The 16,268-nt window shown below is 71.2% G+C and carries 13 protein-coding genes and 1 tRNA gene; 8 read left to right on the plus strand and 6 right to left on the minus strand.

Annotation, left to right across the window (positions count from 1 at the left end; all coding sequences use genetic code 11):
• Positions 1-157 precede the first annotated feature (157 nt).
• The 5 genes from holA to QE410_RS08020 form a co-directional block, all read right to left on the minus strand.
• On the minus strand, positions 158-1,195 hold the full coding sequence (gene holA / locus QE410_RS08000; RefSeq protein WP_307330244.1) for a DNA polymerase III subunit delta: 1,038 nt from the start codon (positions 1,193-1,195) through the stop codon (positions 158-160).
• Positions 1,196-1,204: 9 nt separating this feature from the next.
• A complete protein-coding gene (locus QE410_RS08005) occupies positions 1,205-3,586 on the minus strand; it encodes a ComEC/Rec2 family competence protein (protein WP_307330247.1) in 2,382 nt (793 codons plus the stop codon).
• Positions 3,583-4,200, minus strand: coding sequence for a helix-hairpin-helix domain-containing protein (locus QE410_RS08010; RefSeq protein WP_307330249.1), 618 nt, complete (start codon positions 4,198-4,200; stop codon positions 3,583-3,585). The genes QE410_RS08005 and QE410_RS08010 overlap by 4 nt, the downstream gene beginning before the upstream one ends.
• Positions 4,201-4,448: 248 nt before the next feature.
• A complete protein-coding gene (leuS, locus tag QE410_RS08015; RefSeq protein ID WP_307330252.1) occupies positions 4,449-7,022 on the minus strand; it encodes a leucine--tRNA ligase in 2,574 nt (857 codons plus the stop codon).
• A 64-nt stretch (positions 7,023-7,086) separates the two neighbouring features.
• On the minus strand, positions 7,087-8,325 hold the full coding sequence (locus tag QE410_RS08020; RefSeq protein ID WP_307330254.1) for an anthranilate synthase component I family protein: 1,239 nt from the start codon (positions 8,323-8,325) through the stop codon (positions 7,087-7,089).
• 42 nt (positions 8,326-8,367) lie between these two features.
• On the opposite strand from QE410_RS08020, the gene QE410_RS08025 reads away from it, so the two are divergent.
• From QE410_RS08025 to QE410_RS08045, 5 genes are all read left to right on the plus strand, one after another.
• Positions 8,368-9,048 (plus strand): DedA family protein, encoded by a 681-nt coding sequence (locus QE410_RS08025; protein ID WP_307330258.1) that lies wholly within the window; start codon positions 8,368-8,370, stop codon positions 9,046-9,048.
• A 5-nt stretch (positions 9,049-9,053) separates the two neighbouring features.
• Positions 9,054-10,094 (plus strand): App1 family protein, encoded by a 1,041-nt coding sequence (locus tag QE410_RS08030; protein WP_307330261.1) that lies wholly within the window; start codon positions 9,054-9,056, stop codon positions 10,092-10,094.
• Between the two features lie 81 nt (positions 10,095-10,175).
• Positions 10,176-10,886 (plus strand): SOS response-associated peptidase, encoded by a 711-nt coding sequence (locus tag QE410_RS08035; RefSeq protein WP_307330265.1) that lies wholly within the window; start codon positions 10,176-10,178, stop codon positions 10,884-10,886.
• A complete protein-coding gene (locus QE410_RS08040) occupies positions 10,883-11,791 on the plus strand; it encodes a 3-methyladenine DNA glycosylase (RefSeq protein ID WP_307330268.1) in 909 nt (302 codons plus the stop codon). Before QE410_RS08035 ends, QE410_RS08040 begins: the two co-directional genes overlap by 4 nt.
• Before the next feature lie 42 nt (positions 11,792-11,833).
• Positions 11,834-11,906: transfer RNA gene (locus QE410_RS08045), tRNA-Ala, on the plus strand.
• A 221-nt stretch (positions 11,907-12,127) separates the two neighbouring features.
• Here QE410_RS08045 and QE410_RS08050 read toward each other — a convergent pair.
• Entirely contained in the window at positions 12,128-13,510 is a 1,383-nt protein-coding gene (locus QE410_RS08050) for an MFS transporter (RefSeq protein ID WP_307330271.1), read from the minus strand.
• A 189-nt stretch (positions 13,511-13,699) separates the two neighbouring features.
• On the opposite strand from QE410_RS08050, the gene QE410_RS08055 reads away from it, so the two are divergent.
• The 3 genes from QE410_RS08055 to QE410_RS08065 are packed head-to-tail and all read left to right on the plus strand — an operon-like array spanning position 13,700 to position 16,250.
• Positions 13,700-14,356: a response regulator transcription factor gene (locus QE410_RS08055; protein ID WP_307330274.1), complete on the plus strand. Its 657-nt coding sequence runs from the start codon at positions 13,700-13,702 to the stop codon at positions 14,354-14,356.
• A complete protein-coding gene (locus QE410_RS08060) occupies positions 14,353-15,741 on the plus strand; it encodes a HAMP domain-containing sensor histidine kinase (protein WP_307330277.1) in 1,389 nt (462 codons plus the stop codon). Before QE410_RS08055 ends, QE410_RS08060 begins: the two co-directional genes overlap by 4 nt.
• On the plus strand, positions 15,738-16,250 hold the full coding sequence (locus tag QE410_RS08065; RefSeq protein ID WP_307330279.1) for a TAXI family TRAP transporter solute-binding subunit: 513 nt from the start codon (positions 15,738-15,740) through the stop codon (positions 16,248-16,250). The genes QE410_RS08060 and QE410_RS08065 overlap by 4 nt, the downstream gene beginning before the upstream one ends.
• Positions 16,251-16,268: the final 18 nt, after the last annotated feature.

Consider the following 16,268-nt stretch of genomic DNA (forward strand, 5'->3'; position numbering starts at 1 on the left):
AACGGTCTGACGGTGCGCACGCAGTCGGCGTGGCGTCGTCTGTGTGGCGTGCTCGACCGGTGGCTGCACGCGACCGCCTGAGGGGGCTCCCGTGCATCCGGTGCGATGGCGGGATGCCGTGCACCCGCGGCCGTCGAGCCGGGGTCGGCCCGGCGGATCAGTCGCCGTAGGGCGCGCGGGTGGCGATGATCGTGATCATGCGTTCGAGGGCGAACACGGGGTCGCGCGATGCGCCCTTGACCTCGGCGTCGGCGCGGGCGGTGGCGTGGATGGCCATGCCGAGCGTGTTGCCGGTCCACCCGACGAGGTCGCGGCGAGCCCGGTCGACCTGCCAGTCCTTCATGCCCAGCCGCTGGGCGAGCATCGACGACGACTCACGGGTGCCGGCGACGCGCGCCATCGTGCGCAGCTTCATGGCGACGGCGGCGACGAGGGGCACGGGGTCGGCTCCGGATGCCAGGGCGTGCCGCAGCGCGAGCAGCGCGGGCCCGTACTGACCGGCGATGGCGGTGTCGGCCACGGTGAAGGCGGAGGTCTCGACGCGGCCGCCGTAGTAGCGCTCGACCGTGCGCTCGTCGATGTCGCCGGGTACGTCGGCGATGAGCTGCTGGCAGGCGGCGGCGAGCTCGGTGAGGTCGTCGGCGAAGGCGGAGACGAGCGAGCGCAGGGCGACGGGGGCGATGCGCTTGTGCGCCGCCTTGAACTCCCCGACGGCGAAGTCGAACCGGTCGGAATCGCGCTTGACGGCGGGGCACGCGATCTCGATCCCGCCGCCCTGGCCGGATCGGATGCCGTCGAGCAGCTTCTTGCCGCGCACGCTCGCCCCGGTGTGCCGGAGCACCACGGTCGCGCCGTCTTGCGGGTGGGCCAGGTACGACACAGCCTCGGTGAGGAAGGTGTCGCTGCACTTCTCGACCCCGGTTACACGGACGAGCCGGGGCTCGCCGAACAGCGACGGCGAGGTGACGCTCAGCAGGGTGCCGGCGGCGTAGTCATCGGCGCGGATGTCGGTGACCTCGAGGCTCGGGTCTTCGCTCTTCAGCATGGCCCGGATGCCGGCCGTCGCGCGCTCGGCGCAGACCTCTTCGGGACCCGAGACGAGCACGATCGGCGCCGGCTGGGGGCTGCGCCACGACACCTGCGGGATGGCCGACTTCGCCTTCGCGGGGGCTGCGCGTCGAGGAGCCGGAGTCACTCCCCCAGCCTACCGACCGGCTCCGACATCCCGTCTCGGAGGGTCCCGAGCGGGCGACGCGGTAGACGCGGTCGACGCGCCGAGCCACGACGCCGTCGTCGCCCGTTCCCGCCAGAACGTGAGGCCGCCGTCGGCGTCGATCCACAGGGCCAGCGCCCCGTCCTGATCGGTTCGCCCGACCGTCGCACCGAGCGCGGTCAGCATCGAGAGCAGTTTCGCCGTCGGGTGACCGTAGGTGTTGTCGGCGCCGACGCCGATCAGACCGACGGCGGGATGCAGCGCCCGGTACAGTCCGGCATCCTGATCCGCGCTGCCGTGGTGCGACACCTTGACGACCTGCACGCGGGGGACGTCGACGCGCGCGCGCAACGCCGCTTGCGACCGTTCGCCGAGGTCTCCGAGCAGCACGGTGCGGGGGAAGCCCACACCGGCGACGTCGATCGCGACGCTCGCGTCGTTGCCGGGCGCGGCACGGGGAGGCGGCCCGAGAGCCTGCCAGCGGGTCGCGCCGAGCGTTCCGCTCGTGCCGGTCGTCGCTTCCTGCAGCCGGGCGCCCGCGGCCTCGAAGCGATCGAGCAACCGCTGGTCGGCAACGCCGTCGATGGGACCGTGCACGACAAGGGCCGCGTGCCCGATGACGGCGGGCGAGCCTCCGACGTGGTCGAGATCGAAATGCGTCAGAACGAGCAGGTCGAGTCGCTCGATGCCGAACTGCGTCAGACAGCGTGCGAGAGCCTCGGGCTCGGGACCCGTGTCGACCAGGGCGACGGCGGTCCCGGAGCGCCACAGGGTCGCGTCGCCTTGCCCGACGTCGCACATCGCCACCTGCCAGGCCGATGGCACGGTCAGCGGCCCCGCGACCGTGCGCACGGCGGTGCTGCCCAGCACGAGTCCCGCCACGACGGCCATCGCCACGGTGGCCACGCCGACGAGGCGGGGCGCACTCCGAGGCCGCACCACGACGAGAGAGATCGCCGCCCCGACGAGCGCGAGCATCGCTGCGCCCGTCAGTCCGTCGGGCCAGGGGAGGTTCTGCGCGCCCACCGATGCGCTCGTGTGCGCCACCGCGGCGATCCACGCCGCCGGTACCCACGCCAGCGCCGTCAGCCCGTCGCGCAGCCAGGGGAACGGCGCGATGCAGGCGAGGGCTCCGGCGATGGTGGCCGGAGCCGCCGCCGGGTCGGCGACGATATTGGCGGCGATACCGAGCAGCGGCACGTGCGGATCGATCAGCACGACGAGCGGCCCGCAGACCAGCTGCGCCGACGTCGGCACCGCAATGGCCAGGGCGAGGGCGCGTGGCATCCATCGCTCGAGTCCGCCGGCCAACGGGCGCGCGAGCAGGAGCAAAGCAGCCGTCGCCGCGGCCGAGAGCGCGAAGCCCAGGGAGCGCGCCAGCCACGGATCGAGCACCAGCAGCACGGTGACCGCGAGCGACAGCACCGCGATGCCCACGGCGGGGCGGCCCAGCGCCAGCGCGAGCATCGCGACCGATGCCATGGCCGCCGCTCGCACGACGCTGGGTTCTGGTGTGACGAGGGCGACGAAGGCGGCGAGCACGACGAACGCTCCGACGACGCGGAGCCCCCGCGAGGCCCCGCACAGCGCGAGAAGGGCGAAGGCCGCGCCGACGACGATCGCGCAGTTGGCACCCGAGACGGCCGTCAGATGAGACAGCGACGAGGCGTTCATCGCGGCTTCGGTCGCCGGGTCGAGACTCGACGTATCGCCGACGGCGAGTCCCGGTACGAGCCCCGCGCCCGGCTGCGGCAGACCTGTCGTCGAGGCGACGAGTGCGTCGCGCAAGTTCTCGAACCACGCCCAGACGCCGCCCGGTTCGGTGGCCGAGTCGATGTCGCCCGCGCGGACGATCAGCGCCGCCCGCTCCCCCGGGTCGGCGGGGATCGCTCGGCCCGACAGCGCCACGACGCTTCCCATGCTCGCCCGCGTCAGCGCGGCTCTGCCGTCGGCGTCGACGAGCACGCGGGCGGGGATGGCGCCGGCCACGGTCGCATCGCCCGCGCGCACCGTCGAGGCCACCGCATCGAACCACGCTCCCCCGTCTGCCGAGCCGTCGATGCGCCCGGTGACCGTCACGTCGAGCTCGAGGTGCCGACCACCGTCGGCCTGCAGCGCGGCGATCTGCGACCGGACGGGAGCGAGGGATGCCACCGTGCCCGCCGTGGCGGCGGCGCAGGCCAGCGCGACAGCGGCGACGGCGATCGCCGGATGCCGCCACCGCACCAGGACGACGGTGGCCAGGCAGGACAGGAGGCCGCATGAGACGGCGAGGAGGATGGCATCCGGGATCGACGTCGCCACGCCCGCGCCGACCCACGTCGCCGCCGCGACGGAGACCGGCCGCAGCGCCCGGCGCCGCAGCGCCTTCACACCCGCACCAGGTCGCGGAGAGCCGCCAGCATCTTCTCGCCGAATCCGGGCACGGACTGCAGGTCGTCGACGCTGGTGAAACGGCCGTTCGTCTCGCGCCACTCGATGATGCGGTCGGCCATCGCGGGACCGACACGGGGAAGCGTGTCGAGCTCTTCGCGGGTCGCCGTGTTCAGGTCGATCAACCCGTCGCCGGCGGCACCGCCCTGCGCGTTGCCGGACGGCTCCGCCCCGACCACCGGTACGACGATCTGCTCGCCGTCGGCCACCTGTCGCGCGAGATTCACGGCATCACGGGCCGCGTCATCGGCGAAGCCGCCCGCCCGCGCGATCGCGTCGGCCACCCGGTCGCCCGCATCAAGGCGGTACAGCCCCGCCGCGCGCACGGCCCCCGCGACGTGGACGAACAGGCCGGCCTCGGCGGGCAGGAGCGGTTCAGACGATGCCGTCGACACGGGCTCGACGACCTGCGTCCCCGTCGCGCCGCGCAGCATTCCGATGCCGATCGTCACCGCGAACGCCAGCAGCACCAGCACGATGACCGCGCCGATGCCGAGCCGCGTGCGCGGCGGCAGGCGGTCGCTGGCTCCGTCGGTCGGGGGTGTCTCGGTCACGGCACGAAGCTAGACAGTCGTGCGCGTGCGCCGTCGTCGACACCGTCCGATCCGTGGACGCGCCGAAGGATCCGAGACGCGGGGAGGAGCCGCGCCCAGCCTGATGTCCGAAAACTCCCGGCATCCCCTCGTCGATGACCGGGCTCGCGAGGTCTACGCGCACCTCCGCAGCACCGTGACGAACGACGGATGCCACGCCCCCGACCCTCCGCAGAGAGCCGGCCGACGTGGCATCCGGTCGTCGACGCTTACTTCGTCGAGAAGCTGACCACCTTCGGCGGGCGCACGACCGCGCGGACGATCTCGCGGTCGCCCAGCGCTCGGCGCACCTTCTCGTCGGCCCGGGCGAGCTTCTCGAGCTCGTCGGCGCCGATCTTGGCCGAGACCTCGAGGGTGCCGCGCACCTTGCCGTCGATCTGCACGACGGCCACGACGTTGTCTTCGACGAGCAGAGTCGGGTCGGCCTGACGCCAGGTCGCAAGACCCACGAAGCCGTCGTAGCCGAGCGTCTGCCACATCTCTTCGGCCGTGTGCGGCGCGAACAGGTCGAGGGTCATCGCGATGACCTCGGCGGCCTCGCGCACGGCGGGGTCGCTCGCGCCGGCCGCGCCGTCGATGGTCTTGCGGGTGACGTTGACCAGCTCCATCAGGCGCGCGACGACGACGTTGAACTTCGTCTGCTCGACGAGGTTCGGCGCCTCGGCCAGCAGGCGGTGCGTCGCGCGGCGGAGCGCCTTGTCGCCCTCGGCCCACACGACGTCGGTCTCGCTGTCGACGTCGTGCGCGATGCGCAGGGCGCGGGCGAGGAACTTCGCCGCACCGGTCGTGGAGACGTCGTTCCAGTCCTTGTCGTCCTCCACCGGGCCGGCGAAGGCGAGGGCCACGCGCAGCGCGTCGGCGCCGTGGGCGTCGAGCTCCTCCTGGAACAGCACGAGGTTGCCCTTGCTCTTCGACATCTTGGCGCCGTCGAGGATGACCATGCCCTGGTTGATGAGGCTCGAGAACGGCTCGGTGAACTCAACCAGCCCCATGTCGAACAGCGCCTTCGTGATGAAGCGCGCGTACAGCAGGTGCAGGATCGCGTGCTCCACACCGCCGATGTAGAAGTCGACCGGACCCCACTTCGCCGCCTCGCGACCCGAGAACGCCTCGGTCTCGCTGTTCGGCGACAGGAAGCGCAGGTAGTACCACGAGCTGTCGACGAAGGTGTCCATCGTGTCGGGGTCGCGCAGCAGCGTCTGACCCGTCTCGGGGTCGGCGACCTGCACCCACTCGGTCGCAGCTCCCAGCGGCGAGGTGCCCTTGGGCTTCAGGTCGAGACCCTCGACAGAGGGCAGCACGACCGGCAGCTGGTCGGCCGGCACGGGCGTGATCGACCCGTCTTCGCCGTGCAGCATCGGAATCGGCGTTCCCCAGTAGCGCTGGCGCGAGATCAGCCAGTCGCGCAGGCGGTAGGTCTTGGCCGCACGGCCGACGCCCTTGGCCTCGAGCTCCTCGATCATGCGGGCGATCGCGTGACGCTTGGACAGTCCGTTCAGCGAGCCCGAGTTCATCATGCGGCCGTCGCCGGTCAGGGCGATGCCGGTCTTGACCGGGTCGAGATCGTCGATGTCGCCGAACGGGTCGATCGGCACACCGTCGTCATCCAGCTCGATGACCGGGATCGCACCCGTGACGGGGGCGTTCGTGTCGACGACCACCTTCACGGGCAGGTCGAACGCGCGGGCGAAGTCGAGGTCGCGCTGGTCGTGCGCGGGCACGGCCATGACGGCGCCGTGACCGTAGTCGGCCAGCACGTAGTCGGCGGCCCAGATCGGCAGCTTCTCGCCGTTGATCGGGTTGATCGCGTAGTGGCCGAGGAACACGCCCGTCTTGGGACGGTCGGTCGCCTGACGCTCGATGTCGGTCGCGCGCTGCACCTGCGCGAGGTACGCCTCGAACGTCTCGCGCACGCCCTGATCAGCGGATGCCGCCAGCTCGGCCGCGAGGTCGGACTCGGGCGCCACGACGAAGAACGTCGCGCCGTGCAGCGTGTCGGGGCGCGTGGAGAAGACCGTGATCTTCTCGTCGCGGCCCTCGATCTCGAACTCGATGTCGGCGCCGACCGAGCGGCCGATCCAGTTGCGCTGCATCTGGATGACCTTGCTCGGCCAGAAGCCCTCGAGCTGGTTGAGGTCGTCGAGCAGGCGGTCGGCGTAGTCGGTGATGCGCAGGAACCACTGCGTCAGCTTCTTCTTCACCACGACGGCACCGCTGCGCTCGGACGTGCCGTCGGGCAGCACCTGCTCGTTGGCGAGCACGGTCTGGTCGACCGGGTCCCAGTTGACCAGCGCGTCCTTGCGGTACGCCAGGCCCTTCTCGTACAGCTTCTGGAACAGCCACTGGTTCCAGCGGTAGTACTCGGGGTCGCTGGTGTGCAGCACGCGGCTCCAGTCGAACGAGACGCCGTAGTCCTTCAGGCTCGCCTTCTGCTGGGCGATGTTGGCGTAGGTCCACTCGACGGGGTCGGCGCCGCGCTTGATGGCGGCGTTCTCGGCGGGCAAACCGAACGAGTCCCACCCGATGGGGTTCAGGACGTTGTAGCCGCGGTGGCGCCAGAAGCGCGCCACGATGTCACTGTAGAGGTAGTTCTCGGCGTGGCCCATGTGCAGGTCGCCCGAGGGGTACGGGAACATCGCGAGCACGTACTTGCGGGGGCGGGTATCGTCGTCGCCGCCGGCGCGGAACGGGTCTTTCTCGGCCCACGCCTGCTGCCACTTCGCCTGGATGGCGTGGGTGTCGAAGCCACCGTCGCGGGCGTCGGGTGCGGAGTTCTGAGACACGGAAAAGCCAATCGTGTGAGTCGGGAGGCCGCGAGGCCAGCGTCCAGGCTATCGGAACCGCGCGTCACCACCCGGGCGGCACCACGGCCCCGAGGGCCGCGAGCGGGGCGCGCGCCTTGATGCCGACCTCGGCGACCTCGGATGCCGCGGCCGACCGCCACGTGATCCCTCCCCCGGCGCCGACCCAGGCGGCATCCGGTTGCGCGACGATGCTGCGGATCACCATGGCGAGATCCGCCGCCCCGTCGTCGCCGATCCACCCGAACGCCCCCGAGTACAGACCCCGCGGGGCGGCCTCGAGATCGGCGAGGATGTGCATCGCCGACTCCTTCGGCGCGCCGGTCATGCTGCCGGCCGGGAAGGTCGCGTCGAGCAGCGCGCCGATCGTCGTGCCGGCCGTCAGCCGACCCGACACCTCGCTGACGAGCTGGTGCACGTGCGGGTAGCTCTCGACCTCGAGCAGCCGGTCGACGCCCACCGTCGACGGCTCGCACACGCGAGAGAGGTCGTTGCGCATCAGGTCGACGATCATGACGTTCTCGGCCCGCTCCTTCGCATCCGTCCGCAGGTCGTCGGCGAGGGCCGCATCGCGCGCCGGATCGGCCGCACGAGGGCGGGTGCCCTTGATCGGGTGCGTGTGCACGGCACCGCCGCGCACCTCGAGGAAGCGCTCGGGCGATGCGCTCACCAACGTCGTCTCCGCGATGCGCACGAAGCCGGCGTGGTGCGAGGTCGACGCCCGGCGGAGCCGCCGGAACACCGCCAGCGCATCCGTGGGCCCGGCGACGGTGAAGCGCGTGGTGAGGCACAGCTGGTACGCGTCGCCCTCGCGGATGCGGTCGCGGCACGCGGCGATGAGCTCGGCGTAGCGTTCGGGGGTGACGCGGGCGGATGCCACGCCGCGGTCGTCGGCGGGGGCGACGTCCCGGGGCGCGGGGGCGTCGGCGATGCGCTCGGCGAGGGCCGGGTCGCCGATGGCGTACGCCTGCCGCGACGCGTGGTCGAAGGCGAGCATCGCGTCGACGCGCAGCCACGACCCCTCGCCCTCGTACGTACGCCAGCCGACCCATCCGCCGCGGAACGGACCGCCTTCGCCTCCACGGGCACCGGATGCCGCGGCATCCTGCTGCATCGGGCGGGACGACGCGTCGAGGTGCCCCGTGCCCATCCAGCTCCACCCGGCGGTGGCGGCGGGCCCCGCATCGAGCCAGAAGGCTCCCGGAGCGTCGGCGAACAGGTGCAGGAACGCCGCCTCGGGATCGACCCACGCGGCGCGGGTGAACGAGGGGGCGGAGTGCGGCACGCTCCCAGGCTAGGGGTGCGTGACGGCTCTAGGCTGACGGGGGTGAACGAGATCCTCACGTGGCTGCTCGACGTCGTCCAGAACGTCGACCCCGTGCTGCGCACCGTCATCGCCGGTATCGCGGTCATGCTCGAGACGAGCGTGCTGGTGGGTCTCATCGTTCCCGGCGACACGATGGTCATCGTGGCGGGGACGGCCGTCGGGTCGCCGCTCGAAGGCGTGGTGCTCGCCGCAGCCGTGGTGCTGGGCGCGCTGCTGGGCGAGAGTTTCGGGTTCTGGCTCGGACGCTACTTCGGTCCTCGCATCCGCGCGTCGCGACTCGGCCGCAAGCTGGGCGAGCGCAACTGGGACCGCGCCGACCGCTATCTCCGGCGCCGCGGCGGCCTGGCGATCTTCCTGTCGCGGTTCCTGCCCGTGCTGCACTCGCTCGTGCCGCTCACGGTGGGGATGAGCGGCTACAGCTACCGGAGATTTCTCGCCTGGACCACCCCGGCGTGCGTCATCTGGGCATCGCTGTACATCTCGGTGGCGGCGACCGCCGCGGGAACCTATCGCGAGCTCGCGGATCGCCTTCATTACGCGGGGTACATCTTCGTCGGCATCCTCGTGGTCTTCCTCGTGCTCGTCTTCGTCGGCAAGAAGCTCATCGAGCGGGCGGAGCGCCGACATCTCGCCGAAGACGAACAGAACCTCGAACACGCGGACGGTGACGTGAAAGACTGAGGCGGATGCCTCGTTCTTCCCGCTCCACTCGCGTCAAGGTGCTCTGGTTCGCCCGTCTCGAACGCCGCTTCCACCGCTGGCGCGAGCGGCGCGCCCGCGCGCGCGGCCTGCGGCCCTCCGTCGTGGGCTTCCCCGGCTACGGCACCGAGGAATGGGTCCGCGTCCTCGGGCGGGTGCTCATCGCCCCGCCGCAGAAGCGCACGTCCACCGGCGAGTTCGCCAGCCTCCGCGGGTGGCGCAGTTTCGCGGCGGTGCCGGTCGGCATGGCCAAGGTCGAGGTGGTCATCGACGGCGTCACCCACCGCCTCGCGGCCGATCGCGGCGGCGTCATCGACGCGAAGCTCCCCGCAACGCTCGCGCCCGGGTGGCAGACCGTGACGATGTCGGTGGAGGGCAGCGAACCGACCGAGACGCGGGTCTTCATCGTGGGGGCCGACGTGCGTTTCGGCGTCGTCAGCGACATCGACGACACCGTGATGGTCACCGCCCTCCCCCGCCCGCTGCTCGCGGCCTGGAACTCGTTCGTCGTCGACGAGCACGCGCGTCAGCCCGTGCCCGGCATGGCGGTGATGCTCGAACGGCTCTCGCGCGAGCACCCCGGCACCCCGGTGATCTACCTCTCGACCGGCGCGTGGAACGTCGCGCCGACGCTGACGCGTTTCATGCGCCGACACCTGTTCCCGTCGGGGTCGTTCCTGCTCACCGACTGGGGGCCGACGCACGACCGCTGGTTCCGCAGCGGCCGCGACCACAAAGAAGTGAGCCTCCGCCGCATTGCGCAGGAGTTCCCGCACGTGAAGTGGCTGCTCGTCGGCGACGACGGTCAGCACGACGATGCGATCTACACGGGCTTCGCGATCGAACGGCCGCAGAGCGTCGCCGCGGTCGCCATCCGCCGCCTTCTGCCCGCCGAGGCCGTTCTCGCCGGTGGACGCACGGTGGTCGACGACCACTCCGCGGCCGAGGTGCCGTGGGTGACCGGCTCCGACGGCGCGGCGCTGCTCGACCGGCTGCAAGACGTCGGGGTCGTCTCGCGCGACGCCTGACCCGCGCACGGCCGGCCCGCACGGATGCCGCCGGCGCACCCGGCAGGGCGCGATGTCGGAGGGGGCGCGTACGGTGGAAGCATGTGCGGTCGATTCGTCGTGGCCAATGTGGCATCCGAGCTCGTGGGGGTGCTGCGCGTCGATGTCGAGGCCGACGAGCTGCCCCCGCCCTCGTACAACATCGCACCGACCTCGCGCGTCGGCATCGTGCTCGACTCGATCAAGAGCGAGCCGCCCGTGCGGCGGCTCGAGGTCGCCCGGTGGGGGCTCGTTCCCGGGTGGGCGAAAGACGTCAAGATCGGCGCGCGGGCGTTCAACGCCCGCTTCGAAGAGGTCGAAGACAAGCCGATGTTCCGCAACGCCCTCATCAAACGGCGCGCGGTGATCCCGGCATCCGGGTACTACGAGTGGAAGACCACCGACGCGGGCAAGACGCCCCATTACATCCATCCGGCCGACGGCTCGCCGCTGTTCTTCGCCGGGCTCTACGAGTGGTGGAAAGACCCCGCGCTGGCCGACGACGACCCCGCTCGATGGGTGTTGAGCTGCACGATCCTCACGCGCGACTCCATCGGGCGACTCGGGTCGATCCACGACCGCATGCCCCTGTTCATGGACCCCGACTTCGCCGACGCCTGGCTCGACCCGACCACCGAGAACGTCGGTGACATTTTGGATGCCGCGATCGACGCCGCCCCCGATGTCGCCGAGACCCTCGACGACCATGTCGTCTCGCTCGCGGTCGGCAACGTGCGCAATGATTCCCCCGACCTCATTGAAGCGGTCGAGTGAGCACGCTGGTCGACACCCCCACGCTGACCCGCGCGGAATGGACCGCTGCCGCGGCCGCGCACGCTGAGCGCGCCGACGCGCTCACCGCCGACCATCGGGCGCGCGCGAGCCGCGCCGAGAAGCACCCGGTCGAGGACTTCCTGTTCACGTACTACTCGTACAAGCCCGCCATCCTCCGGCGCTGGCATCCCGGGCCCGGCGTCGTGCTCGCCGACGCGCACGAGCGCGCCGGCTGGCGGTGGTACGTCTCGCACGGCGAGGGCGTCGAGGTGGATGCCGCGCGCTTCCGCGTCGAGCGCGGATCGCTGTACCGCGGGGTCGTCAACCTGCTGCGGGCGACGCGCGACCGTCCGGCGCAGTTCGGTTGCTTCGGTCTGCACGAATGGGCGATGGCCTACCGCGTCGACGATGTGCGCCACGCCGTGCCCCTGCGACTCGGACGCGACGGCACCGACGCGGTCGTCGAGGCGCACGAGCTCAAGTGCACGCATTTCGACGCGTTCCGCTTCTTCACGCCCGACGCCGTACCGCGCAACCGTCGGCTCCTCTCGCGCGACGAGCAGGCCGAGCACGAGCAGCCCGGCTGCCTTCACGCCGGCATGGACGTCTACAAGTGGGCGGTCAAGCTCGGCCCGCTCGTACCGGGCCCGTTGCTGCTCGACGCGTTCGCGCTCGCGCGCGACATCCGCACCCTCGACATGGAGGCGTCGCCCTACGATCTCACCGCCTGGGGGTACCGCTCCGTGGCCATCGAGACCGCCGACGGCAAAGCCGAGTACGTCACCCGTCAGCGGGCTCTGAGCGAGCGCGGACAGCTGCTCCGCCGGGCCGTGATCGACGCCGTCACGGGTACCGGCGACACGCCCGGCGGCGCCGATTTCTTGCCGTCGCGAACTGTGTTGTAAGCTCATGGAGTTGCCTCGAACGGGGCGGAAAACAAAACATACGGGCCTGTGGCGCAGCTGGTAGCGCACCTGCATGGCATGCAGGGGGTCAGGGGTTCGAGTCCCCTCAGGTCCACCCAGAAAGAAAGCCTCCGCTTCGGCGGGGGCTTTCTTCGTTCCGGCGTGGCGCGCGGCTCCGGGTCTCTCACAGGCTCCAACACCTCGCAGCGCGACGAGGTGTTCAGGCTCGTCGACGCCTCCCGCACCGCGCACGCCGGAATGGCGCGGCATCCCTCCCCGTCATGCCCGAAGGCGCGGACGCCCCTCGACGCTAGAGGGACGTCCGCGCGGGCGGGGTCAGCGCGACGCGACCGGCACGCGGGTCTTCGTCTGCTGCGCCTCGCGCATGACGAGCTCGTCGTCGAGCCAGTTGGGCGCCTTGTTGCGCAGCGCGAAGATGTACACCGCAAGCGAGGCGGCGATGATGACCGTCACGTACACGATGAACAGCGGCACCTGCTCGGTGGACTGCGCTCCGGCGTACAACAGGGGCGCCGTGCCGCCGAACAGCGAGTTGGCGAGCGCGTACCCGAGGCCGACGCCGAGCGCCCGCACGTGGGTCGGGAACAGCTGCGCCTTCACGAGCGCGTTGATCGAGGTGTATCCGGTGAGGATGACGAAACCGCCCAGCAGGATGGCGAAGGCCGCGAACTCGTTCGTCTGCTGCGGGAGCATCGTGATGAGGAACCAGGTGTAGACAACTCCGCCGACGCCGAAGAAGACCAGGAGCGACTTGCGGCCGACCTTGTCGCTCAGCCACCCGCCGAGCGGCTGCATGAGCATGAGCGCCGTGAGGGCGATGAGGTTGATGACGGTGCCGGTGACGACGTCACCGCCCGAGAACGCCGTCTTGACGATGTTCGGGCCCGTGACGGAGTAGGTGTAGAACGCGACCGTGCCGCCCGCGGTGACGGCGAAGCAGAGCAGCAGCGGACGCCAGTTGTTCACGAGCAGGTCGCGCATCGAGCCCGAGTCCTTCGACCGGCCCGACTTCGTGTCGGCGATGACGCTCTTCTCCAACGACTCGTCCATGGTGCGCCGCATCCAGAAGACGGCGACCGCGGCGACGCCGCCGATGGCGAAGGCGACGCGCCAGCCCCACGACGTGATCGCTTCTTCGTCGAGGGTCAGCACCATGATCAGCAGCGTCGTCTGCGCCAGCACGTGGCCGCCGACGAGGGTGACGTAGTGGAACGACGACAGGAAGCCGCGTCGGCCCGGCATGGCGGCCTCCGACATGTAGGTCGCGCTCGTGCCGTACTCGCCGCCGGTCGCGAACCCCTGCACGAGACGGGCGAAGACGAGGATGACGACAGCGCCGACGCCGATCATCTCCGCTGTGGGAGCGAAAGCGATCACCAGCGAGCAGAACGCCATGAGCGAGACCGAGACGGTGAGTGAGAGGCGGCGGCCGTACCGGTCGGCGAACCTCCCGAAGAACCACGACCCGATCGGACGCATGAGGAAGGTCACGGCGAAGATCGCCCACACGTAGATCGTGGAGTTCTTGTCGTCGGAGCTGAAGAACTGCGACTCGAAGTACACCGCGAACACCGAGTAGACGTACACGTCGTACCACTCGACGAGGTTGCCCGCCGAGCCCTTCAGGGTGTTCGAGATCGAGCGTCGGAGGCTCGTCGGAATCGTCGTGGTGGTGGCCGGTGTCGTCGTCGTTGACATGAAGGATCCGATCGGTCGATGGACGCGTTGTCGTCTCGCATGCCGTCGGACGGTCCCGGCGACGGCGACGAGGCGTATGCAGACATCCTGGTGGGGTCGCCACCGCCAGCGACGGATCCTTACGTGCGCCTTACATTCGGATCCTTCCGGCCGCCCGGTTCGACGCACCGGCATGCCTACGATGAAGGCATGCACGTACTCGTCGCGGAGGACGACGGCTCCGTCGCCGCAGCCCTCGTGTCGGCGCTGCAGCGCGCCGGGCACAGCTGCACGCGCGTCGCCCGCGGCAGCGACCTACTGCTGCGCCACCACGACGCGCACATCGTGCTGCTCGACCTGGGCCTGGAAGACATGGACGGCCTCGACGCCCTGCGCCGGTTGCGGGCGGTGAGCCAGGTGCCCGTGATCGTCGTCACGGCCCGCGGCGACGAGCGCTCCACCGTGAAGGCCCTGTCCCTCGGCGCCGACGACTACCTCGTCAAGCCCGTGCGCCTGCACGAGCTGCTGGCGCGTCTGGTGGCCGTCACGCGGCGGTACACCCCGCCTGACGAGCCGATGAGAGTGCTCGCCGGGAGCATCGACATCGACATCGAAGCCCGGCGCGTCACCGCGGGCGAGCGCGAGGTGTCGCTGACCCCCAACGAATTCGGCATCCTGGTCTCGCTCGCCCGTCGCGCGGGGCAGATCGTCACGCGCAGACAGGTGCTGGATGAGGTGTGGGGCGACGCGTACGCGACCTCGTCGCGGTCGTTCGACGTGCATCTCGGCCAACTGCGCCAGAAGCTGCCCGAGGCGACCATCACGACCGTCCGGGGCGTCGGCTATCGCTTCGAGCACAGGCCATGAAACTGCGCGTGCTGCTCCCGCTGCTGGTGTTCGGGTTGATCACCGTGGTCGCGGTGCTCGCCCCGGTCGCGCAGTCGATCGCCGATTCGCGGACGCAGCAGCTCGCCCTGCAGCGCACCGCCGCTCTCGACCAGGTCGTGCAGCGTGCCCGCACCGCGCTCGTCCAGGGCGATGTCGATGGCCTGCAGACGTACCTCGAGCGGTTCCACGCGGTGTACGCCGAGTCCGTCCTGGTGCTCGACGAGGGCGGGGATGCCGTCGCCTCCGCCGGCGACCTCGTGCGCGACGAGCGGGTCGACGAGCTCGTCACCGCGGCATCCCGAGCCCTTCCCCAGCTCTCGCTCCCCCGCGTCACACCGTGGGCGCCCAGCACCGCCCTCGTTGCCGTGCCGGTGATCGCTGCGGGCGACCTGTCCACCGGTGTCGTGGTGCTGCGCGTCGACCTCCGGGGTGCGCAGACGGACGTGCTTCGCGCGTGGGCCCTCATCGCCGTGACCGGAGTGCTGCTGCTCAGCGCGCTGATGGGCGCGTCGCTGCTGTGGACGCGCTGGATCCTGCGGCCGGTGCGCGCCCTGGACGCCGCCGTCGCCGACGTCACCGCGCACCGCGACCCCGCTCTGCTGCATCCCACCGGCCCGCCCGAACTGCGCCGGCTGAGTCGCGCATTCCTGACGATGACGGAGGAGGTCGAGAACAGTCTCGAGCAGCAACGCGGTTTCGTCGCCGACGCGTCGCACCAGCTGCGCACGCCGCTGGCCGCGATCCGGCTCCGCGTCGACGGTCTGCCGCGCGAGGGGGAAGCCGCAGACGATCTCGCGGCGGTCGACGACGACCTCGATCGCCTCGAACACACGGTGGAGCGGATGCTGACGCTCGCCAACGCCGAGCACCGGGCGTCGGCGCAGTCGCAGGGGCGCGACGTCGCCCGCGACGAGGGGGCGCCGCGGGAGTGCACGGTCACCGTCGCCGAGCTCGTGGCGCGGCACCGCGAAGGCGTCGAGGCGGCAGGCCTCCGGCTCGTCGCCGAGGCGGGACCGGCGGTGACCGTTCCGTGCGGACGCGCCGACCTCGACGAGATGGTTGACGTGCTGCTCGACAACGCGACGAAGTACGCCGGCGCCGGAGCGACCGTGCACGTGAGCCTCGCCCAGGATGCCGACGGCACCCGGCTCGCGGTCGACGACTCCGGGACGCGGCTCGCCGACGACGACCTCGCCCGCATGGGAACGCGGTTCTGGCGGGCCGGGCGCGACGCGACGCAGACCGGCTCCGGGCTCGGACTGGCCATCGTCGCCCAGCTGATGCGCGCCGCCGGCGGACGGCTCGACCTCGACCGCTCCGCTTGCGGGGGCCTCGCCGCGCGTCTCGTCTGGGAGCAACCATGACGGGGCTGACCCGACGCGGGTTCCTCCACGCCGGCGTGGTCGCGGGCGGCCTGGCTCTCGCGGGCTGCGCCCCCGCCCCGCCCCGCGTTCTCGTCCTCGGCTGCGGCGAGGCGGGAGGCAGTTACCTGCAGTTCGGCGAGCTGCTGAGCTCCGTCGCTCGCGACGACGGGGGCGTCGCGATCACGGCGCTCGCCACCGAGGGCAGCGTCGAGAACCTCGCCCTGCTCGATGCCGGACGAGTCGACCTGGCGCTCTCGCTCGCCGACTCGGCTGCGGCGGCGAGCACGCGCGCCGACCTCGTCGCCATCGGTCGCGTGTACCAGAACTACCTGCAGTGCATCGTGCGCTCAGCCGATGGGATGACCTCGCTCGGCGATCTGGCGGGCCGGACCGTCTCGCTGGGCGCGTCCGGATCGGGGGCCGCGGCCACCGCACGTCGACTTCTGGATGCCGCGGGTCTGACAGCGACGCCGGAGGCCCCCCCTCACCGTCGAACGGCCGTTCCGTGACGCGATCGACGACCTCGA

This window comes from Microbacterium sp. SORGH_AS_1204 (assembly GCF_030818935.1).
In the GTDB taxonomy this organism is placed as follows: Bacteria; Actinomycetota; Actinomycetes; order Actinomycetales; family Microbacteriaceae; genus Microbacterium.

Excerpts from the sequence above, each read along its gene's own strand:
- QE410_RS08030 (WP_307330261.1), top strand. The coding sequence starts at position 9,054 with ATGCCTCGTTCTTCCCGCTCCACTCGCGTCAAGGTGCTCTGGTTCGCC.
- QE410_RS08035 (WP_307330265.1), top strand. The coding sequence starts at position 10,176 with ATGTGCGGTCGATTCGTCGTGGCCAATGTGGCATCCGAGCTCGTGGGG.
- QE410_RS08050 (WP_307330271.1), bottom strand. The coding sequence starts at position 13,510 with ATGTCAACGACGACGACACCGGCCACCACCACGACGATTCCGACGAGC.
- QE410_RS08055 (WP_307330274.1), top strand. The coding sequence starts at position 13,700 with ATGCACGTACTCGTCGCGGAGGACGACGGCTCCGTCGCCGCAGCCCTC.
- QE410_RS08060 (WP_307330277.1), top strand. The coding sequence starts at position 14,353 with ATGAAACTGCGCGTGCTGCTCCCGCTGCTGGTGTTCGGGTTGATCACC.
- QE410_RS08065 (WP_307330279.1), top strand. The coding sequence starts at position 15,738 with ATGACGGGGCTGACCCGACGCGGGTTCCTCCACGCCGGCGTGGTCGCG.